Annotated in this window: 17 protein-coding genes; 10 read left to right on the forward strand and 7 right to left on the reverse strand. The window is 58.2% G+C overall.

Features of this window, described 5'->3' with window-relative positions; all coding sequences use genetic code 11:
* Positions 1-17 precede the first annotated feature (17 nt).
* The gene (locus L0U79_RS08910) at positions 18-1370 is read left to right on the forward strand and encodes a carbohydrate porin (protein ID WP_233841600.1); all 1353 of its coding nucleotides are present in this window, start codon (positions 18-20) and stop codon (positions 1368-1370) included.
* 47 nt (positions 1371-1417) lie between these two features.
* On the opposite strand, the gene L0U79_RS08915 is transcribed toward L0U79_RS08910, so the two are convergent.
* Complete coding sequence (locus L0U79_RS08915) at positions 1418-2176, reverse strand: SDR family NAD(P)-dependent oxidoreductase (protein ID WP_233841612.1); 759 nt, start codon at positions 2174-2176, stop codon at positions 1418-1420.
* A 21-nt stretch (positions 2177-2197) separates the two neighbouring features.
* Positions 2198-2599, reverse strand: coding sequence for a nuclear transport factor 2 family protein (locus tag L0U79_RS08920; RefSeq protein WP_233841614.1), 402 nt, complete (start codon positions 2597-2599; stop codon positions 2198-2200).
* A 182-nt stretch (positions 2600-2781) separates the two neighbouring features.
* Here L0U79_RS08920 and L0U79_RS08925 point away from each other — a divergent pair, with 182 nt between their 5' ends.
* The 6 genes from L0U79_RS08925 to L0U79_RS08950 all read left to right on the forward strand — a co-directional run bounded on the left by L0U79_RS08925 (position 2782) and on the right by L0U79_RS08950 (position 12298).
* Entirely contained in the window at positions 2782-3375 is a 594-nt protein-coding gene (locus tag L0U79_RS08925; RefSeq protein WP_233841620.1) for a TetR/AcrR family transcriptional regulator, read from the forward strand.
* A 336-nt stretch (positions 3376-3711) separates the two neighbouring features.
* Positions 3712-5517 (forward strand): aspartyl protease family protein, encoded by a 1806-nt coding sequence (locus tag L0U79_RS08930; protein WP_233841622.1) that lies wholly within the window; start codon positions 3712-3714, stop codon positions 5515-5517.
* Positions 5518-5770: 253 nt separating this feature from the next.
* Positions 5771-7318, forward strand: coding sequence for a glycoside hydrolase family 30 beta sandwich domain-containing protein (locus L0U79_RS08935; protein ID WP_233841624.1), 1548 nt, complete (start codon positions 5771-5773; stop codon positions 7316-7318).
* A 183-nt stretch (positions 7319-7501) separates the two neighbouring features.
* Positions 7502-9709 (forward strand): toll/interleukin-1 receptor domain-containing protein, encoded by a 2208-nt coding sequence (locus L0U79_RS08940; RefSeq protein WP_233841638.1) that lies wholly within the window; start codon positions 7502-7504, stop codon positions 9707-9709.
* 73 nt (positions 9710-9782) lie between these two features.
* The gene (locus tag L0U79_RS08945; RefSeq protein ID WP_233841640.1) at positions 9783-10223 is read left to right on the forward strand and encodes a hypothetical protein; all 441 of its coding nucleotides are present in this window, start codon (positions 9783-9785) and stop codon (positions 10221-10223) included.
* 365 nt (positions 10224-10588) lie between these two features.
* On the forward strand, positions 10589-12298 hold the full coding sequence (locus L0U79_RS08950; protein WP_233841642.1) for a S53 family peptidase: 1710 nt from the start codon (positions 10589-10591) through the stop codon (positions 12296-12298).
* Positions 12299-12358: 60 nt separating this feature from the next.
* Here L0U79_RS08950 and L0U79_RS08955 read toward each other — a convergent pair whose 3' ends face one another.
* On the reverse strand, positions 12359-13783 hold the full coding sequence (locus L0U79_RS08955; protein WP_233841650.1) for a nitrilase-related carbon-nitrogen hydrolase: 1425 nt from the start codon (positions 13781-13783) through the stop codon (positions 12359-12361).
* A complete protein-coding gene (locus L0U79_RS08960; protein ID WP_233841652.1) occupies positions 13767-14348 on the reverse strand; it encodes a TetR/AcrR family transcriptional regulator in 582 nt (193 codons plus the stop codon). Before L0U79_RS08960 ends, L0U79_RS08955 begins: the two co-directional genes overlap by 17 nt.
* A 507-nt stretch (positions 14349-14855) precedes the next feature.
* Here L0U79_RS08960 and L0U79_RS08965 point away from each other — a divergent pair.
* Positions 14856-15419 carry a hypothetical protein gene (locus tag L0U79_RS08965; protein ID WP_233841654.1) on the forward strand — a complete coding sequence of 188 codons (564 nt, stop codon included), beginning with the start codon at positions 14856-14858 and terminating at the stop codon, positions 15417-15419.
* Here the strand turns inward: L0U79_RS08965 and L0U79_RS08970 are convergent.
* From L0U79_RS08970 to mddA, 3 genes are all read right to left on the reverse strand, one after another.
* Entirely contained in the window at positions 15416-15631 is a 216-nt protein-coding gene (locus L0U79_RS08970; protein ID WP_233841662.1) for a DUF3820 family protein, read from the reverse strand. The two genes, L0U79_RS08965 and L0U79_RS08970, sit on opposite strands and share 4 nt — an antisense overlap.
* A 71-nt stretch (positions 15632-15702) precedes the next feature.
* Positions 15703-17778 carry an EAL domain-containing protein gene (locus L0U79_RS08975; RefSeq protein WP_233841680.1) on the reverse strand — a complete coding sequence of 692 codons (2076 nt, stop codon included), beginning with the start codon at positions 17776-17778 and terminating at the stop codon, positions 15703-15705.
* Between the two features lie 304 nt (positions 17779-18082).
* Positions 18083-18859, reverse strand: coding sequence for a methanethiol S-methyltransferase (mddA, locus tag L0U79_RS08980; protein ID WP_233841682.1), 777 nt, complete (start codon positions 18857-18859; stop codon positions 18083-18085).
* 251 nt (positions 18860-19110) lie between these two features.
* On the opposite strand from mddA, the gene L0U79_RS08985 reads away from it, so the two are divergent.
* Both L0U79_RS08985 and L0U79_RS08990 read left to right on the forward strand, forming a co-directional pair.
* Positions 19111-19641, forward strand: a complete 531-nt coding sequence (locus tag L0U79_RS08985; RefSeq protein WP_233841684.1) for an OsmC family protein — start codon at positions 19111-19113, stop codon at positions 19639-19641.
* A gap of 11 nt (positions 19642-19652) precedes the next feature.
* Positions 19653-20627, forward strand: coding sequence for an AraC family transcriptional regulator (locus L0U79_RS08990; protein ID WP_233841686.1), 975 nt, complete (start codon positions 19653-19655; stop codon positions 20625-20627).
* Position 20628 lies beyond the last annotated feature (1 nt).

Raw genomic sequence — 20628 nt, forward strand, 5'->3', positions numbered from 1 at the left:
AGGCGCCAGAGACGGTTATGCCTCAAAAAACGACTAGTCGTACCGCGCCGGTGTTTGCTGCAGGTCTGGTCCTTGTTTTATCGGCCGCTTGCGGAAGCGCGCGCGCCACCTTGTTATTGCCATCCGATTCGCTCGATGCGAATTTCAATTCCGATGTGCCTGCCTGCCATCGGTACGACACCTTGCAACCGCAAGGCACCACCAACCCGGCCATCAGCACCTGCGATACCGTGTCGCCCGAATTGGGTAAATTTCGCTCAGAACTGGCTGAAAACGGCTGGTTGATACAGGGCGGCGTTTTCGGCGGCGGCACATTCGATATGTTGAATCATGGGGCGCGCCCACAGCTCTATATTGGGCAAGACCCCACTTACCGGGCTAACACGTATATCAATGTCACCTACGATTTGTCCCGGATTGGATTTGCCGGGGCATCGCTATTCGTGTTCAACGCGAATGTGCAGGCGTTCTCCTATAAAGGAGAAAACCCGACCGGTTTCGCCATCAATAGTCTTTATATCAATCAGCGTTTCTACGACGGAAGGTTGCAGGTCCAATACGGATACGACGAGATTGGCAATCAGTTCTACGGGTTTTCCTTGGGCACCAGTTCCACCGCATCGCCCGCGGGTGTCGGTAGTTCCATCCCGTACGAAGTCGGCTTCATCTTCAATAAGACGGCCCCCGAGATCAACGTTCGTCTAGCTTCGCCCAGCAAACATTTTTACGAGCGTTTTGGCGTCACGCGCAGCGTCGATCCGGATGGACCGCAAGCGGATTGGGACGCGAACAATTTCTGGGGGCTGAAATGGCATATCCCCAACGCCAAGGCGCTGTATATCAATGAGCTTGGCTACACGAACGACGCCGCGCCCCAACAAAAAATGATGTGGATACGTCAGGGCGTGATCTACAACGAAAGCCGGTTCCCGGATTTCCACGGCGGTTATGCGAACAACAACTACGCCTATTATCTGGTCGGCGACTATCAACTGGTACAGACCGACAACGCGCAGCCGTTTCGCGGTTTTTATATCAACGCAAAAGCCGACTATGCGCCGCCCGATCGTAACGTTTATGCAGGGGATGTCGGCGCAACACTCTATGTATTAGGCCCGTTCGAGCGGCCGAATGACGCGTTCGCGTTAAGTTATACGTTCAACCGATTGAGCAAATCGTTTGAACACTTGCAACAGGCAAACGGTTTTAGCGCGGTGGATTTCAGCCGCAACTATGCGCTGTCGTATGTTTACCGCGTACGGCGCGGCGTCTATTTTTCCAATCAGCTCAGTTATACGGTCAATCCGATTCCGACGCCGAAACAGCCAGCGTCGCTAACCTGGATGACGTCGTTGTCGATGTCGTACTGATTGGATATTGTCGCCCCGACTGTTGTCGGGGCGACAAACCAACACCATTACGCAGCGCCAAACAACGCAATGGCCTGCTCGTTAAAACCGTTGACGAAGCCGTGCTCATCCGGGCCGACGTTGGCGCGGAACTGCTTGGCGCCTTCGACCAGGATCTCGTCTGCATCGGTGCCGAGAACTTGCATCGTTTCGGCGATAAATTGATCGAGCGGCATGGCTTGTTCCGCTTCCTGGCTGTTCAGGAGTTCGGTGCGTACCCACGGCGGAGCGATTTCAAGTACGCGAACGCCCGTATTGCGTAGCATGAAACGCTGCGACAACACATAAGAATGAACTGCCGCCTTAGTCGACGAGTAAATACCGGTGACGGCAAGCGGTACGAACGCAAGCACGGAACTTGTATAAGCCACTACGGCGTTGTTTTTGGTCTTAAGATGTTCGATCAGCGCCGACGTCATGCGAATCGGGCCAAGCAGATTCGTCGTAATGGTGGACGTCAGCAGCGCGTCGTCGATTTTTCCGTCGACTGAGTCGAATTGCATGATGCCCGCGTTGTTGATCAAGACATTGAGGTCGGGATATTCGGCGATCAAGGTTTTAGCGGCGCGCTCGATGCTGGCGATGTCGGCGACATCCAATTCGATCGCATGCATGCCCGGATTGGCGGCGATCACCGCGTTGAGATGGCTGCGCCGACGGCCGGCAATAATCACTTTGTTGCCCAGCTTGTGCAGCGCTTCGGCAAGCGCACGGCCGATGCCCGAGCCGCCGCCGGTAATAAAGATCGTGTTGCCATTGAGTTTCATGAGATGTCTCCGTGGAAGATTTCAGGCAGGGAAGCGATTGCCGAACATCGGCAATCCGCTCTTGGATTCGGCTTGCGTGGCTTCGTCTTGCAGTACGTCCCAGTGTTCGGCGAGCTTGCCGTTCTCGATGCGCACGACATCGGCGGCGATCCAGGCCGCGGGGCGGCCGTGGCCAGAGAAGCGACCGTGCACGATGACGTAATCGCCTTCGGCCAAGATCAGCCCATGCTCGTAACGCAGGCTGCTGGGAATGCTGCGAATCAGATTAAACAGGCCGTCGCGGCCCGGCTCGATATGCGCGCTGTGTTGGATATACGTGTCGGACCAAAAGCGTTCGGCCGCCGCGTAGTCGCGTTTGTTGAACAGCGTGTCGAAGGCTTCCAGCACCAGCGCTTTGTTTTGTTCGGGCGAACGCGTGGACATGGTCGTTTCCTCTTCAGGTCGCTGCCAGCGCCGGCTGCTCAGCGGTTTAAGGCAAGATAGCAATCACAATGGTGGTCACCATCGACATGAGCTATAGTGGACCCATCCCAAATCATTGTCAATGGTGATCACCATTGTGATTTGATAGAAATCCTGAAAGGTCGCTAGACAGGAGCAGGCAAATGGGCGTTTCCAAGCAGCAAGCTGTTGAAAATAAACAAGCTATCGTCGCCGCCGCAGAGAAACTCTTTCGCGAGCGCGGCGTGGCCGCCGTGGGTTTGACCGAGCTGACCAAAGCAGCGGGCTTCACGCAGGGCGGCTTCTATAACCACTTCAAATCGAAAGACGCGCTGGTCGAGGCGGTGATGGAAAAGGCGCTAGAGGGCGGCGCAGCGCAACTTATCGCCAACATCGACGTATCGAAGGGCGGGGCGGCCAAAGCGCTGAAGCGGCATATTGATTGGTACTTGTCGCCCGATCATTGCGCCGATATCGAGGCAGGTTGCCCGATGTCCGCGTTTGCCGGCGATGTGCGCCGACTCGGGGACGAAACGCAGCAATCGTATGCGCAAGGACTGTCCTGGAGTTTCGACCAGTTGGCGAGCGTGGTCGAGGGTAAGAATGCACGTGAAAAAAGAAAAAAGGCCATCGGGCTTTTCAGTCAAATGGTCGGCTTGCTCATGCTTTCGCGCGCTGTGGCCGACGCCGATCCGGCGCTAGCGGACGAGATTTTGAAAGACGGTCGGCAGCAACTGCTTCAGGCTATCGGCGCCTGAACTCGAAAGTAGAATTCGCCCATTGATCCATCGTTCGCGCGCGTTGGAACGCGACAATTTGTCTTGACCGCAAATGGGCGGCCTTTATCGGCTCCGCAAGGATTTGCGCGCCAAACCCAATCTTGACCGCGACCGCTTCGCGCCTCACGATGCTGTAGGGGCATCGACCGAATCAGGGGCGGTCATGAAAGGGAATTTCGGGGCGCATTGCGCCATCACTTTCTATATGTGACACATTCGCTCGATGAGGCGGTCTGCCTTTTCGGATCGAATGCGGCTGCCCGGCATTTGTGCGTAAGAGCGAATAGCGGCGGAAACATTTTTTCAGGGATAGTTATGAACGGTGAAAAGCGATTCGTTGCAGGTAGGTTGGCAATCGGCATCTTGCGTGTGTGTTGTCTGGGTATCGGCTTGCTGCTCGCAAGCCAGGCGCGCGCCGCTAAATGTCAGTTGATGCTTTACGGCACGTTGCCGGTGGACTTGGTCGGCGGGCGCGCCACCACAGTGGTGAAAATCAACGGAACCGATACGCACTTCATTATTGATACGGGTGCGTTTTTCAATAACATGTCGCGCGCCAATGCGTCATCGCTGGGGCTCAAGCTGCGCGACTTGCCCGACAATTTCCGCCTCATCGGCGTCGGCGGCTCCGCGAACGCGCAATACACGCACGTCAAGGAATTCGGCATACTCGGAACGACGCTCAAAAATATCGATTTCATCGTCGGTGGTTCGGACGCGGGTACAGGATTGCTTGGCGCGAATCTGTTCGATTTCGCCGACCTGGAAATCGATTTTGCGCATGGCAAGTTGAGTTTTTTTAAGGTTGATAATTGCGACAACAGTGCGCTGTCCTATTGGGCGACGGGTCGTGATTACTTCATGGTCAAGCTCGAACCGTCCGGCGATCGATTCGATCAACGCACGTTTGTCGACGTGATGATCAACGGCAAGAAAGTGCATGCCGTGCTCGATTCGGGCTCCATGGCCACTTTGATAAGCCGTCATGCCGCTGAGCGAGCCGGTCTGGACCTCAATGCGCCGAATGTGAAAAAAGGCTACGCGTCCGGTATCGGTCAGAAGACGGTCCAGACGTGGATAGTGCCTGTCGATTCGTTTTCCGTCGGCACGGAAACCATCCAGCATAGCGAGATGGAAGTCATCGATGGCACGTTTGGCGACATCAATACCGACATGCTGCTGGGCTTGGATTATCTCCTTGCCCATCACATGTTTATTTCCAATAGCCAGAAGATGGCCTATTTCACTTACAACGGTGGGCGCGTGTTCGCGTTTGCGGATGCGACGGGCGACGGCGACAAATCCAATGCCGGCACTGCCACGGACAATAACGGCGCGGCGTCTAAAAATGCGTCCGACTTTGCGTTGCGTGGCGAAGCCGATCTTTCTCGCGGCGAACCGCAGACGGCCATTACCGATTTGAATGAGGCGATTCGTTTGGCGCCCGATCAGGCCGATTATTACGTCGCTCGCGCACGAGCGTTTGGCGCGGCCAAACAATCCGATGCGGCGCTCACCGATTTGAACAAAGCCTTGAGCCTAGATCCCAAGAATCTCGATGGCTTGCTGCTGCGCGCAAGGGTTCACTTCATGCACAAAGACCGTGCAGGCGCGGCAGCCGACGTAGCGGCGGCAAGCGCCTTGGCCCCCGCAGGATCGTCGCGATCGCGTGCGGTGGCCGCCATGTACATCGAACTCGACCAACCCGCCTCGGCGCTGCCTTTGCTCGACGATTGGATTCGCCTGCACAGTAGCGACTCAGGTCTTGGCGTGGTGCTCAACGAACGCTGCTGGGCAAGGGCGCTGAGCAACCAAATGCTGGACGACGCACTGCACGATTGCCGCAAGGCGATCAAGCGCGATGGAGAAAATGCAGCCTATCTCGACAGCCTCGGCCTCGTTCAATTGCGGTTGGGTCATTATCCCGAATCGATCAAAGCCTACGAGCAAGCCACAGCGGGAAATCCACGCTCTGCATGGTCGCGCTATGGGCTCGGGTTGGCGAAAATCCGTAGCGGACAGGCTGAGGCTGGAAAAGCGGATCTGGTCGCTGCACAGGCGCTTGATCCGAATATCGAGACGCGCGCCGCGAAATATGGTCTGGCAGCCTCAGGGCCCTAGTATTTGAGGCCGGCTTTCAGCCGAAAGCCGGCCGATTCGCAACATCGGCGATTCTCGTGCCGGGTGATGGCGATATCACCCACCCGGCACGTTCGATAGAATGATTGTGACGATTCGTGAAACCGTCGGCGTAAACAAGACTGGCTCATGGCGCGTTTCCCATGTAGAAAAAGCATGTCGCCTTTTTCGCCGGAGCCAGAAAGCTGCATGTTCCAAATGAATCGCACCGACGGCCACGGATGACTCGGGCCCCATGAACGAGCGCAGGTCCGATTCCTACCGCACGACCATCGTCTTTGTCGCGTTGCTCGTCCTCGTTACGTTGGTCGCTCTCAACGCGCCGCTCTTTACGCTTCCCGCGGCGAAACCCCAAGTCGCCGCGTCGGCGCGCTCGATTCTGCCCACGGTTCAACTCTGGTTGAGCACGGCGAATCGTCGCCTGATGTTGCAGCAGCAACCGGATATCGACATGACTCCGCGCGGCGCGTCGACCCCCGATGTGGTGATCGATCTGCAGAAACGGTTTCAAACCATGGTCGGCTTTGGCGCGGCGATGACGGATTCGTCGGCGTGGTTGATCCAGAACAAGCTGAACTTTTTTCAGCGCCGGGCGTTTTTGCACGAGTTGTATGGGCCGCCGCCCAATCTCGGTTTGAACATGATGCGCCTGACGGTTGGCGCGTCGGATTTCTCGTTGAAGCCCTATACGTTGGACGATGTTCCGTTCGGCCAAGTCGATCCAGGACTGCAGCATTTCAACATCACGCCCACCGTGCACGATGTGATTCCGACCGTGCGTCAAGTGCTCGCCATCGATCCGGGACTGGTTATCGTGGCGTCGCCATGGAGCGCGCCGGCATGGATGAAAACCAGCGGAAATCTGATCGGCGGAGAATTATTGCCGCAGTACGAAAGTGCGTATGCGGATTATCTCGTCAAATATCTCGACGCGTATCTCGGTTATGGCATTCCGATTTTCGCCATTACCTTGCAGAACGAACCGGGCTTCGTGCCGGTGACGTATCCCGGCATGGAAATGCCCGAGGCCACGCGTGCGCGCGTCATCGGCCAGTATCTCGGTCCTAAACTGGCGAGCCGCAGTCCCAAGACACAAATCTGGGAATGGGACCACAACTGGAATCAGCCCGATCAACCGATGAGCATGTTGGCCGACCCTGACGCCTCGCGTTATATCGACGCCGTGGCATGGCATTGCTACGACGGCAGCCAATATGCGCAAGGTCGCATCCATCGCGCGTATCCACAAAAAGATACGTACATCACCGAGTGTTCCGGCGGCGATTGGGCGTCGGCCGTCAACGGCGAGCTATTGTGGTTTACGCGCGAATTGCTGGTCACCGGAACGCGGCAGTGGGCGCGTGGCGTGGTGTATTGGAATATCGTGCTCGACGAACAACACGGTCCGCATTTTGGCGGCTGCGCCTTGTGCAAGGGCGTGGTCACGATCGACTCGCACACCGGTGCGGTGACACGGAACGACGAATACTACGCGTTCGCGCACTTTAGTAAATTTGTATTGCCCGGCGCCGTGCGCGTGGAATCCACGATGCTCGACGACGAAGGCATCGCCAATGTGGCGTTTCAAAATGCATCGGACGGATCGATCGTGCTGGTGATGGTCAATAGCAATGAGAAAGCGCGGCTTGTTTCCGTCGCACAAGGTCAGACGCGTTTCGAATATTCGATGCCGGCGGAAAGCGTGGCGACGTTCGTGTGGAATCCCGATCAGGCAAACGCATGGATGCGACACGTTCTCGGCTGGTTCAATCTCGCGCGATAAGGCGTTGGTCGAGAGGGACGCCGAGGCGCGAGAGACTCACGCCGGCAGCGCGGAACCATGATAGAGTCGGCGAATTCCTAGGTTCAAGCACTGGTCATGGCCGCCCGCAGCGCTTGATTTGGCTCCACCCAGGGGAAATTCCCGCGAGGGAAAACGCGACACTCAAAAGGAGTGTTGTGCGCCATGACCCCCGTTTCCGCGACGCCGGCCGCTCGATATAGGGCCTTTATCAGCTACAGCCACCAGGACAAAGCCTGGGCGGGTTGGCTGCACAAGGCGCTGGAAACGTACGCGTTGCCGAAACAGCTGGTTGGCGCGACCACCGCGGCGGGCGTTATTCCAAAACGCCTCGCACCCATTTTTCGCGATCGCGACGAACTGGCCAGCGCCACCGATCTCGGCCGTAAGGTCAACGAAGCGCTGGCGCAATCGGAAAACCTGATCGTGATCTGCTCGCCGCGCTCGGCCGCTTCGCGCTGGGTCGATGAGGAGGTGCTCGCGTTCAAACGACTAGGCCGCAGCGAGCGCATTTTCTGCTTGATCGTCGAAGGCGAACCGAATGCAAGCGGTCTTCAAGGTCGCGAAGCCGACGAATGTTTTACGCATGCGCTGCGCTATCGAATGGGCAGCGACAGCCAATTGACCGACGAACGCACCGAGCCCATCGCCGCCGATGCGCGGTCTGGCAAAGATGGCAAAACCAACGCCAAATTGAAATTAATCGCCGGTCTGCTTGATCTCGATTTCGATGCGTTGAAACGACGCGAGCTGAAACGACGTTATCGACGCATGGCCGCGCTGGCTACGCTGGCGCTGATCGTGATGGCGATGACCACCACGTTAGCGATTATGGCCATGATTGCGCGGCATGCCGCCGTCGTCGCGAGCGAGGCGGCTGTGCGGCGTCAAAAGCAGGCGGAAGATCTGGTCGGTTTTATGCTCGGGGATCTCAACGACAAGCTGCAGCAAGTGTCGCGACTGGACATCATGGAAACGGTCAACGATCACGCTATGGCGTATTTCAAGTCGTTGCCGACCACGGACGTCACCGACGGCGCGCTGGCGCAACGCGCCAAGGCGCTCGAGGAGATCGGCAGCGTGCGACTGGACCAAGGTCAATTGGCCGCGGCGATGGAATCGTTTCAAGCCGCATCGAAACTCGCCGCCGGTTTGGCCGAAAAAGCGCCGGATGACGTCGAACGACAACTCGCTTACGCGCGCATCGTGGCCTATGTCGGTATGGTCCATTGGTACCAAGGACAGCTTGACGATGCGCAAAAATATTTCGAATCGGCGCAAACGGTTTTGCTGCGTGTCGAACCGAACCATGCCAGCGATCTCACGCTGCAATACGAATTGGCGATGATCGACAACGATATCGGGCATGTGCTCGAAGCGCGTGGTCGGCTCGACGAGGCGATTGCTCCGTACCGCAGCACGCTGGCGCTGTGCCAGAAACTGGTGGCGGCGAAACCCGATAAAACCGATTGGGCCGATCAATTGGGCGATGCGCACAATAATCTTGGAAAACTCGCGCTTATGGATGGCGATCTTGCATCGGCCGTTGCCCAGTACACAGCCGATGACGCGATCGAGAACGCGCTGGTTGCACGCGATCCGCGCAACAACGATCAGCGCGAGAACATGCTGAAGGTTCACGCCATTCTCGGCCGCACGCTGGCGCTCACGGGCGATATCGAGACAGGCATGCGCGACGTGCAGCAGTCGGTCGATATCGCCGCTCAACTGGCGGCGATCGATCCGAACAACGCCAGCTTTCAGGACGATCTTGCGCGGTATTCGTCGGAATCGGCGCGGCTCCATCGATTGAGCGGCGATCTGCCGACCGCTCAGAAACAGGTTGCGCAATCGCTGTCTATTTTGTCCGCCTTGACAAAAAAAGATCCGGCGAACGTCGGCGTACAACGCGAATTCGCGGAAGCTAAACTGGAGCAAGCCGCGCAATCGCGCGCCGCCGGCCAAAGCGACGCCGCGTTCGCGCAGGCACAGGCAGCGCTGGCGATGCTCGATCCACTGTTAATCAAACAACCCGACGACCGCGCCACCTTGCTGGCAAGCGTGAATGGGAAGTTGCTGCTCGCGGCCGTGACCGTCGATGCGCAAGCCGCACAACGCTTGCGCCATGACGCGTTGAACGCAATGCAAAGCGTCAAGAGCGGGCGCAACGATCCGCGCCTGCTGGCGCTGAAAGTGGAAGCGTTGTTGGCGTTGGACAGAAAGCCCGACGCACAGCGCCTGATCCAACAGTTGTGGGACAGCGGTTACCGCGATGTGGCGCTGGTGGACGCGCTACAGCATCAGCGTATCGCCTATCCCGTCAATCCGGCCTTCCAGCAGAAAGCGCTGGCGGCAACCGGCAAAGGCAAGTAAGCCAGGGCAATGCAGGCAGGGATGGCAGTGGGAAAGTCACGGTAAACCCATCTCTCATCGTTAGGAGATCATCATGGAACCCGGTCTTGACGTCATGCTGAGTGTCTATTTGGAACCACCAGGCGCACCGTGCTCTCTCGGTGTCAAATCGGTCGAAATCCTCCCAAATACGAAGCAGCCGCAGCGCATCGTTTGGACGTTGCAGGATGCCGCTGCAGCGGGATCGTTCATCCCACTCGATCAACCAGAGCCAGGCTTTGCGTGGCTTGGCAACGCGCCAAAAGTCGGGATCTTCACCGATCTCAGGATCGATCCACGCACTCCTAATCAAATGACCATTCTCGATAACCACCGTGGACTCGAGTCTGAGGGAAATTGGTCCTACGTTCTTCGAGCAACGATCGGCGGAAAAATCTATTCGACGATATTGATCGTTCCTTCGAGAGCCGGCTTGAGAATGGAAGAAGTCCAACCCGTTATGTTGATGGGCAACCCAACGATCAAAAATACGTAGCGGGCCGTCGCGTTTTAAAAAAAGAGAGTGCGGATAACTACGCCGAGGGTTATTGCCCTCGGCGTTCGCGCATTTTCGACTTCCAAAATTGCCAGATTGGTTATTCATGCCTTGCCGATACGGTCGATGGCGGCATGTATTCGGTCTCTTTTAAACGGCAAATACGTGAATAACGCGTGGGTATGGATATCGCAAACGATTAGCGCGCAGTGACGCGTTTTTTTTACACATCAAACTCACCGTTCTGATCCTAGCTTAGGTGGCAGGCACACGCTCGGTTGTATACGTCGCGTGATGTGCGACAGGGGTGCGCATTTACGGGGAGTTATTACGCAACATAGTTATCTAATATTGGGAGACTTGAAATGCTACGTTCGAGTAGTCTCGTTTCTACGCGTCTTCATCGTGCATTGACGGTTGCCGCTCTGGTTGGCGCTACCGTGCTGATGGTTCCGCACGGCGCCTATGCAAGCGACATTTGGGCTAATACGGCTACGCAGGCGACGCCGATTCCGTCGGGCATCGTGACGGTTCCGCTTAATATCAGTCAGTCGATGCATATCGTGGTCGGCCTGGCGCCACACAATAAAGCGCAACTCGATACCTTGGTTGCGGCGATTTCTACGCCCGGCAATGCACAGTTCGGTCAAGTCATTACGCCTCAACAATTTCTCGCCACCTATGCGCCGACTGCGACGGATGTAAGCGCCGTCGAAAATTATTTAAGCAGCCTTGGATTTACCAATATTACAGTGTCCGGCAATAACCTTGCCGTCAGCGCGGACGGTAGCGCGCAGGTTGTGGAATCCGCGTTCAATACCAAGCTCGTGTCGTTCAATCTGGGTGGTCGCCATGTATTCGCCAACACGCAACCCGCGCAGGTTCCTTTGTCGCTCGCCAGCATCGTCTCCGTGGTCGTCGGGTTGCAGAATGTCGGCGTGATGGGCACGCAGCTCGCGCTGCCGCAAAACCCGCTGACGACTCCGGCTTATTCCGGCCCGCAGTTCCAGACGGCCTATGACGCCGGCGGCACGCCTGCCGGCAGCAATACGACGATCGGCATTGTGACTGAAGGCGATATTACGCAGGTGCCGCTGGACCTTCGTCAGTACGAGCAGGAATTCAATCTGCCGCAGGTGCCATATCAAGTTGTGCCGGTCGGTTTGCAGACCACCGATACCTCGGGACTCGATGAGTGGGATCTGGATAGCCAGTCCTCGTCGGGCATGGCAGGCAATCTGCAAAAGATTGTTTTTTATAATGCCGGTTCGCTCGCGGACGCGGCGCTTATTCCGGCGTTCGAACGTATCGTCGGTGACAATCAGGTCAAGGCCGTGAATATGTCCTTCGGTGGCTGCGAATCGCTGGAGTATTTAAGCGGCGCGATGCTGATGGAGGATCTCGCGTTTGAACAAGGCGCGGCCGAAGGCATCACGTTCTTCGCCGCCTCCGGCGACGGTGGCGCATCCTGTCAGGTGCTGGCGAATGCGGGCGAGCCGGTGGTGTTGAGTGCGGTCGAATATCCGGCGGCGTCGGAATACGTGGTCGCCGTCGGCGGCACGTCGTTGCTGACCAATGCCGGCTATACGTACAACTCGGAGATCGCATGGATCTCGGGTGGCGGCGGCAACAGTTTGTGGGAATCGCCAGGCCCGTGGACCAATGGCGTGATTCCGCCCACCGGCAGCACATGCGGCTTGCGTGGCGTGCCGGATATCGCGATGGATGCCGACCCGAATATCGCGCCCGCCGACGTGGTGGTAAACGGCCAGGACATCGGCGTGGGCGGTACAAGTCTGGCGTCGCCGCTTGCCGTGGGCAGTTGGGCGCGTATGGAAACGGCACACAACAATTGCGAAGGTTTCGCCGCGCCGATTCTCTATACGACCTTTGGCCAGCCCTTCGGCACGGCTGCCGTGGATTTTCACGACATCGTGCTCGGCGATAACTTCCTGTATGCGGCGACGCCCGGCTGGGACTTCACCACGGGCCTTGGTAGCTTCGATATCAGCGCGATCAACGCCGCATTGCCGACGCCGGTTTGCGCCGCGACGACGACAAGCAAGAAGAAGTGATTCACCTCATCGGGATGCGCATCGTGCGCATCCCGATTTTCTCCACGCCAACGACGCCGTTTACAGAGACGTTTTGCGCGGAAGAAACGCCAGCACCAGGCATGCCGCCAACAGCGCGACGTCGAGCCATGCAAACCAGTCGCCCCATTGCGCATATAGCGTGTGCGTGTCGCGCAACGGAAGATCACCCAACAGCTCGGCATCGCGTCGCTCGCTGGACGCTTCCGCCACGACACGACCGCGGTCGTCGCTTAGCGTAAGTCGGCCCGCATGCGCGGCGCGCGCGACGGCGAAGCCGCTTTCCACGCCGCGCATGATCGCCATGCGACTGTGCAACCAGCCGTCCACGGTGAAGTCCGAAGCAGGCACCAGCAACAGTTGCGCGTGGCGCGTGGCGTAAGCGTCGCCAATGTCATGGAAATCCATGTCCTTGCAGATCGCCATGCCGATGCGCGGGTCGCCTTCAAGCATGGTGTAGTTGTCGCCCGGAATAAACGGGTCCATGCCGGGGAGCAAATGGTGTTTGATGTAGGTGGCCGGAGACGTGGCGCCAGGTCGAAACACCAACAGCATGTTGCGATGTCCTTGCGGATCGCCGGAAAAATCGATACCAGAACCGACCATCAGATTGCGCTGATTCGACAGTTGAGAAAATGCGGGAATGCTCGTATCCGCGGTGCCGAATGTCCCTTCCGGAGCCAGCACGATATGCGCGCCGGCGTTGGCAAGACGACCGAATGCTTCCAGGTAACGCGCTTCGAGCGCTTGCCCCTTGGGTTCGTTCAACGGAACCTGGGTCGGTTTTTGCAGCGATACCAAGCCAATGCGCATCGTTCCGGTCGCGGGCGCCTGAAGACGCCACATGCCGTACGACAACGTGCCGATCAGCAGCAACGCGGTCAACGCAGCCACCGATAGGCGACCGTACTTGGAAGCCTGCGACGTTGCCTGCAGCGCGATCGCGCCGGGCACGAGCATCACTAGAAAACCAACGCCCCAAAGACCGGTCACAGCGGCGATTTGAATGACCGCCAACGCGTCCATCTGCGTGTAGGCGATATTGCCAAATGTCGCGTGCGGCGAAAGCCGATTGATGGCGTATTCGATGGCGACCCACGTCGCAGGCACCGCCAATGCGGCGGCCAACGTATAACCCCGCATCAACAATCGACGGTAAAGCATCACGCAGCACATCAACATCACGCCGCCCATGCCGATGGCATAGATTTCGAAAGGCAACGGCATCCCAATGTAGGTGTGGACATAGGTCCAGGTGCTCAACGCGCCAGCGGCATACGCAACGAAACACGCCAACGCAGCCATTGATGCGCGAACGCGCGGCGCAAGCCACAACACAGGCAGGGGCGAGAGCCATGTCAGCCACCACACCGCATGGACGCCATTGCCGAACCACCAGAACAGCGCGGAGAGGGCGGTCGCTGCCAACCACGTCAGCAGCGCGGAATAACTATGCTTTGATGCCATCGAGCAACCTCCTCAAGGATTGCAAGTAGAAGGCGCGAAACTGCGCCTCGTCATAACTGAAACGTCCCGCGCGATAGAGCGCGATCAGGCCGTGCTGATGCGCCCACATCGTCATCGCGACGTCGTGCGGATCGTCCTGTTTCAACACGCCTTGGGCCATGCCTTCGATAACCGCGTCGAGCGCGACATTGAAGGTGGGCGAAAGGCGCGCGTGAAAATCTTCCGGATAGCGCCGCGCATCGTCGCGGCGTACGGAAAACGCGTGATCGAACAGATGCGGATGCGCCAGCGCGTAATCCAAATAAGGTTCCATCAACGCGGTCAGCCGCTTGAGCACGTCGCGGCTGCGCGAGCGCGATTTCCATTCGTGCGCAACGCTCTGAAAACTGTCGTCGGAGAGTTTTTTCAGCAGCGCACCCCGGTTGGGGAAATGGCGATAGATCGCCATGGGCGTAATGCCCACCGCATCGGCGACGCGACGCATGGTCACGGCATCGGCGCCCTCGCGTTCGAACAGGGCGTTGGCAGCTTTGAGAATCTTTTCGGTGGTCGTCAGGCGAGTCATGTATACACTGTATACATGACAACCCCGCCGCCGCAACGCTGACTAATGGGCTAGCCGGCGGGCGCCAAACCGTAAGGCCGGCGAAAAGCGGGTAGGGCGTGCCCGAAGCACTTGTTGGTCCGGCCGGCCGCAGGCAAGCTCTAGGGCCTGTTCGCACTATTTACGTAGCCCGCGTTGTCGATGAGTGGCCGACAGGAGGTAGTGTGCGGCGCCGGCTTGACTGGCTGTCAAGCCAAGCCGCGCGCTGCCGCATGGCGGCCACTCATCGACAACCCGAAGGGCCGGGTCTGTTTGCCCGCCATCCCGCGTCATCGCTTAGTCGTGTACGGACGTACACTCCCTCGCTCTTCCTTGGCTGGCGCGCAAACAGCTCCCGGCGCGGGCCACGCAAATAGTACGAACAGGCCCTAGCCTTCCGTTTCGGGCCCGGGTCGGGCCGTTTCTCGCCGACTGGCGCGGCGAGGTAATATGTCGAGCGCTCACCGTTCATAAAGGGCTTTGCCGGTTATGAGTTTGCCAAGCATCGTCAGCACTCAGTCGCCATCGGTGAGCGGCCTTTATGTAAACCGTTACGGTCATTACAAAAAGGAATCCAGCCTAGCCAAGCCGTCGACACCTGCCGCGTCGACGGATTCCGGCAGTGCAGAACCGCTCGCTTCGGCGATCGCCGCCGCTCTGACGCAACTTGGGCTGATCCCCAACGCCAACACGGCGGATTCGGAGAATGCCGCGACGACTGGCAACGAATCTATCGACGCGCTTTCGCTGTCGAAAAGCGCATCGCCGCACATTCAGCAATATCGAAGCATGGCGTCGGCGTCTTCCAGTTTGGCGCAGGCATTGAGCGCCAGCGCGAACAGCACGTCGCAAACATCGCGTGGCGACGGTCAGCTGACCTCGGTGTTTCAAAGCTTATGGACGTCGCTCGGTGCGTCGTCCGGCATGTCTGCCAGCGCGCCTTCGGATGGCACGATGCCAAGCCTGCAATCGTTTATGGAAACACTCGCGCGCCATTTCAGTCAGAGCGGCATCAGCGGCCTACGCGGCGTGTTTGTCGATACCGTGGCTTAGCCGCGTTTACGCAGCGGATCCAGCAGCGACTTCAATCCGTTGTGATCGAGCTCAAGCATCAACGCCAGTAAATTGCCCAGGTCGCCGGGCGGAAAACCCTTGCGCGCAAACCAGGCGAGATAGGCGCCGGGTAAATCGGCGATCAAGCGACCCTGGTATTTACCGTACGGCATCGTGACGGTCACCAATCGCTGCAGATCTTCCGGTTTCATGGTGCGCGGCTCGGTGTCGGTAAACGGGCTTGCGATTATGACAGCGCCGAAGCAGGAGAGTGTGCTGCTCGTTACGCCGGTTCGATATCGATCTGCTGTTCCAGCAACGTGGCGAATGCGCCGGCGGTCAGCGGCTTGCCGAGCAAATAACCCTGCATCTGATCGCAGGCCATCACTTGCAGTTCCGACAACTGCGACGGCGTTTCCACGCCTTCGGCCACCACTTCCATGTTGAGCGAATGCGCCAGCGCGATAATCGCCGAAACGATCGCGCGACCCTCGTGGCCTTGCGCGTCCAAACCGTTGGTAAAGAATCGGTCGATCTTCAACTGCTTGACGCGGAAGCGCTCTAGATACGCAAGGCTCGAATAACCGGTGCCGAAATCGTCGATGGCGATTTCGAATCCTGCGCCCTGAAATGCCTGGATCATATCGACCGTTTTCGGCGCATCGTGCATCGCCACGGCTTCGGTGATTTCGAAAATAATCTGATCGCAGCGCACGTGTTCGGCGTGCACGATCGAAACCATGGTGTCGATCAGATCGGGCTGAATCATCTGCCTCGGCGAAAGATTAACGGCCACTTTCATCTCCGGCAGTCCGGCCATTTGCCATTGCCGAATCTGGCGGCACGTTTCGCGAACTACCCATTCGCCAATTTGTACGATCAGGCCGGAACGTTCGGCGGTAGGAATAAACTCCGTCGGCATCAGCAATCCGAGCTCGGGGTGTTCCAGCCGAATCAGCGCTTCCGCGCCCACCAGCTCGTTGTTCAAACCGTCGTATTTAGGCTGGAAACGCAGCGAGAAATGGCCTTCGTCCAGCGCGACGCGTATCGCATTTTGAATCTGCAGCGTACGCATCGCTGCTACGTTCATGCTCGACTCGAAAAAGCGCCACGTCGCACGTCCGGCGCGCTTGGCTTCGTACATGGCTGCGTCGGCGTTTTTCAGCAAGGCGTCGGCGCTTTCGCCGTCGCGCGGAAACAAAGCGATACCCACGCTTGGTACGGCTTGCAGCGGCTGCTCGTCGCTCCAATGGCCGCGCCCCATGCGGTCGAGCACGCTCTGCGCGAGGTCTTGCGCTTCATCCGGCGATGCCAGATTTTCGATCAGCACCACAAACTCGTCACCGCCGAGTCGCGCGACCGTGTCGCCGTCGCGCACGCATTGTTGCAAGCGCCGCGCGAAGGCCTTCAACACTTCGTCGCCGGTCGAGTGGCCCAGCGAATCGTTGATGGTCTTGAAACCGTCGATGTCCATAAACAGCACGGCGAACATCGTATCGGCGCGCTTTGCGTTGTGGACCACCGTTTCGATGCGCTCCACCAGCGCTCGGCGATTGGGCAGGTCGGTCAGTGTATCGTGATTGACCATGCGCACGATCTGATCGTTGAGCTGTGTTACCGATCCGGCAAGCAATTCCGTGCGCACGTCGAAGCGGGACAAAATCAGCGTCACCGTTAAAATCGCAAACGTGAAAAGCGTAATGGTGGTGGCGAGCCAGCGCGTATCCACGCCATTAGCGGCGCCGCAAATCGAGCCGGGCATAAAATCGGCGGCGGCCATCGCGGTGTAATGCATGCCGGTAATGGCCACGCCCATCACCAGCGCCGCGCCGATGCGCTTGACGATAATGTGGCGCTGCCGAATATCGCTTAGCGTGCGGGCGATCCATAGCGCGGCCGTCGACGCCACAATGGCGATAGCGATCGACGCCATAAAAAGGGTCGGGTCGTAATCGATGCCCGGGCTCATACGCAGAGCAGCCATGCCGGTGTAATGCATGCCGGCGATGCCAAACCCCATCAGCACGCCGCCCACCGCGATATCGAGTACGCCAAAATGCGCGCGCGTCACGACGTAGAGCGCAAACCACGAAACAAGAATCGCGATCAGCAACGAATAACCGGAGATCGCCAAATCGTAGCCAAGCGGAATTGGCAGCGAAAACGCCAGCATCGCGACAAAGTGCATCGACCAGATTCCGACGCCCATCGCTGTCGCGCCGCCGGCCAACCATGCGTGACGAACAGCCGAATGCTTCAGCATGGAAATGCGGCTTGCCAAATCGAGCGCTGTGAAGGATGCAAGCGTGGCAACCATCAGCGATACCACGACGAGCAAAGAGTTATAGGTACTGGGCATAGCTTCCGCGCGCGATTTGAATACTGTTTTTCCAGCACAAATTATCGGCGGAATACGGTTAGTACTGAAGACGGCGTTTTTCGTCAGTTTGCTGTGGGTATAAGCGCGAAAGTGTCGTAAATGGGCAGGTGTTTAGCCCGAAACAGAACGGCAGTGGTCGAGGAGTAAAGAAATAATGCACTTTCATCGTGTTTTGGAAAGGCAGGCGACAGTTTGTCTCGGCTGGTTTCCTGAGAGCGGCGTAGGCCATCGATTCCTGCGATGGCCCACGTAAATTTATTCGCGTGTCGTAGCGCATTAATGGCTAATGCGAATGAAGCGTTGGCCTCGACGATTTATCGCCAAAGTGTTTTTGGTGCGTGAGAAACGGTATCAACATCGAAACGCGTTGCTGATATTGGCGATACCGTTCGCCGAAGGTTGCGACAAGGTCGCGCTCCTCATAATGCACGGCGATCAGGATGTATGTCGTCATCGCCAAGGTAAACAGCAAATGGCCCGTCGTCATCCGCGGCGTCGCCCAGAACGCGATCAGAAAACCGAGCAGTAGCGGATGCCGCACCACGCGATAAAACAGCGGAATACGGAAACCGATCTGCGTATAGGTTTTGTTTTTGAGATTCAAATAGACCTGGCGCAATCCAAACAGATCGAAATGATTGATAAGCACCGTACTGGCCAACACCAAAACCCATCCCAGCGCAAACAAAACCCACAGCACCTGCGCTGCAAACGATGGTGATACGCGCCATACCTCACGCGTCATCGGCATCCATAACGCGAACAACAAAATCAAAGTCAGGCTAGCCAGCAACACATAGGTGCTGCGTTCGATGGTGGGCGGTATCCAGCGTGTCCACCAGCTTTTGAAGCCCGGTCGGGCCATCACGCTGTGCTGAATGCCAAACAGCGCGACCAACGCCAGGTCGATTAAGATCGCCAAGGCCAAAGGCGTCGACGATCCCGTATCGATGGATTTGGGCACCGCCACATTGCCCACAAAACCGATCAAATAAAGAAAGGTGGCGAAGAACGCGAGATAGCAAACTAGGCCATAAATAAAGCTGAGCAAGCGAGTCATACACGAACCTCCCGCCGACCTTTGCGGCGCGCGCTGGCAAACCAGAAACCGGCCGTTCGCCTGGCAAAAAGCAGCTTCCCGGCGACTGACTGGGCGTGCAATTGGGTGTACTGTGGCGCCAGGCGGTCGGCAGCGTCCTATCCGCGCGTCGCTCCGACTTGCTCAACCGTCCGGATGTTTTATATGCCGGCGGTCGCCTCAGGGGATTAGGCCGAACGCGTTGACGCACGGGTTTGGTGGAGGGTCCCGCCATGGTGCAGGGCATTGCCGAGGCTATGCAGCGCGTCAGGGCCGTGCTGCAACGACAGCCTCACATCGGTCTTCAGAACGACACGCCGGCCACCGCGCATTGGCAGCAGGGTTTGCGCTTCGTGTGCAGCCATCCGCACGGCACGCAAGTGTTGACCGATATGCCGCCGGAGGTGGGCGGCAACGGTGATCAAGTGACGCCGGGCTGGCTATTTCGTGCGGGCTCGGCGTCTTGCCTTGGCACTAGCATCGCCATGAACGCGGCGGCGGAAGGCATTGCGCTGACGCGGCTGGATGTGTCGGTGCACAGTCGCACCGATACGCGCGGCATTCTCGGCATGGCCGACGTCAACGGCGAGCCCGTGTTCGCCGGTCCTTACGAAATGCATTGGCATATTCGCATCGACGCGCATGGCGCGACCGCCGAGCAGCTGTGCGATCTGGTGGACCGAAGCCGCCGCGGTTCGCCGATGGCCTGCGCCATAGAAAACGCATTGCCGATTCAGGTGCATATCGAAGCCAACGTTACGTGAGTGCTGCGAACATGGATGCACTATCGGAAATTCTGCGCGTCGTGCATCTGATCGGCGCGATTTTTATCCAGGCGCGATTCACCGCGCCGTGGTGCTATCAGTCCCCGCGCGCCGATACGGTTGCGCCAATGCTTGAGCCTGGCGCCGAGCGCGTGGTGATCTTTCACTTGATAACCGAAGGCATGTGCTACGTCGAAATGGACGATCAGCCACCGACGCATCTGATTGCGGGCGACGTGGTGGTTTTCCCGCGCGGCGACGCACACCGCATGAGTTCAGAACTCAACCTGCAACCAGCCCGGGGCTCGCCATTGCAAGAAGTGCTGTCGCGCCGCCCGCGCATGCTTGCTTACGGCGGCGGCGGACCGACCACGCGCATCGTCTGCGGATATTTGGCGTGCGATGCGCGACTTGCGCACATGTTGCTCGGCGGTCTTCCATCCTTGGTGCATGTCAATCTGCGCGGATCGAATGCCGGCGCCTGGCTGGAAACGTCCGTGCGCTATGCGTTGAACGAAGCGCGTTCGCCCCGGCCGGGCGGGGAAGGCGTATTAGCGAAGCTGGCCGAAGTGTTGTTTATCGAAGTGCTGCGTCTTTATATGAACGAGCGGAGCGACGATCGCACGGGATGGCTCGCAAGCTTGAGCGATCCCATCGTAGGCGCGGCGTTGAATGCTTTGCATAAACGCCCCGCATACCCATGGTCGCTGGATGAATTGGCCAATGCCGCATCGACATCGCGTTCCGTGCTCGCCGTGCGTTTTCATACGCTGGTCGGCAGCACGCCGATGCAATACCTCACGCAATGGCGCATGTTGCTCGCCGCCAATTTACTAAGTCGAAGTAATGCCACGCTGGCGCGCATTGCGGAGGATGTCGGTTATCAGACGGATACCGCGTTCAGCCGCGCATTTCATCGCGAATATGGCGTGCCGCCTGCGACGTGGCGGCGTCGGCAGACGGTGAGGGAGCATACCATTCGGTAGT

It is taken from the genome of Dyella sp. 2HG41-7 (genome assembly GCF_021390675.1).
Taxonomy (GTDB): Bacteria; Pseudomonadota; Gammaproteobacteria; order Xanthomonadales; family Rhodanobacteraceae; genus Dyella_B.

Coding starts and splice junctions, on each gene's coding strand:
- L0U79_RS08960 (WP_233841652.1), bottom strand. CDS start 14,348: ATGACTCGCCTGACGACCACCGAAAAGATTCTCAAAGCTGCCAACGCC.
- L0U79_RS08950 (WP_233841642.1), top strand. CDS start 10,589: ATGCTACGTTCGAGTAGTCTCGTTTCTACGCGTCTTCATCGTGCATTG.
- L0U79_RS08965 (WP_233841654.1), top strand. CDS start 14,856: ATGAGTTTGCCAAGCATCGTCAGCACTCAGTCGCCATCGGTGAGCGGC.
- mddA (WP_233841682.1), bottom strand. CDS start 18,859: ATGACTCGCTTGCTCAGCTTTATTTATGGCCTAGTTTGCTATCTCGCG.
- L0U79_RS08920 (WP_233841614.1), bottom strand. CDS start 2,599: ATGTCCACGCGTTCGCCCGAACAAAACAAAGCGCTGGTGCTGGAAGCC.
- L0U79_RS08985 (WP_233841684.1), top strand. CDS start 19,111: ATGGTGCAGGGCATTGCCGAGGCTATGCAGCGCGTCAGGGCCGTGCTG.
- L0U79_RS08910 (WP_233841600.1), top strand. CDS start 18: ATGCCTCAAAAAACGACTAGTCGTACCGCGCCGGTGTTTGCTGCAGGT.
- L0U79_RS08955 (WP_233841650.1), bottom strand. CDS start 13,783: ATGGCATCAAAGCATAGTTATTCCGCGCTGCTGACGTGGTTGGCAGCG.
- L0U79_RS08940 (WP_233841638.1), top strand. CDS start 7,502: ATGACCCCCGTTTCCGCGACGCCGGCCGCTCGATATAGGGCCTTTATC.
- L0U79_RS08990 (WP_233841686.1), top strand. CDS start 19,653: ATGGATGCACTATCGGAAATTCTGCGCGTCGTGCATCTGATCGGCGCG.
- L0U79_RS08915 (WP_233841612.1), bottom strand. CDS start 2,176: ATGAAACTCAATGGCAACACGATCTTTATTACCGGCGGCGGCTCGGGC.
- L0U79_RS08925 (WP_233841620.1), top strand. CDS start 2,782: ATGGGCGTTTCCAAGCAGCAAGCTGTTGAAAATAAACAAGCTATCGTC.
- L0U79_RS08935 (WP_233841624.1), top strand. CDS start 5,771: ATGAACGAGCGCAGGTCCGATTCCTACCGCACGACCATCGTCTTTGTC.
- L0U79_RS08930 (WP_233841622.1), top strand. CDS start 3,712: ATGAACGGTGAAAAGCGATTCGTTGCAGGTAGGTTGGCAATCGGCATC.
- L0U79_RS08970 (WP_233841662.1), bottom strand. CDS start 15,631: ATGAAACCGGAAGATCTGCAGCGATTGGTGACCGTCACGATGCCGTAC.
- L0U79_RS08975 (WP_233841680.1), bottom strand. CDS start 17,778: ATGCCCAGTACCTATAACTCTTTGCTCGTCGTGGTATCGCTGATGGTT.
- L0U79_RS08945 (WP_233841640.1), top strand. CDS start 9,783: ATGGAACCCGGTCTTGACGTCATGCTGAGTGTCTATTTGGAACCACCA.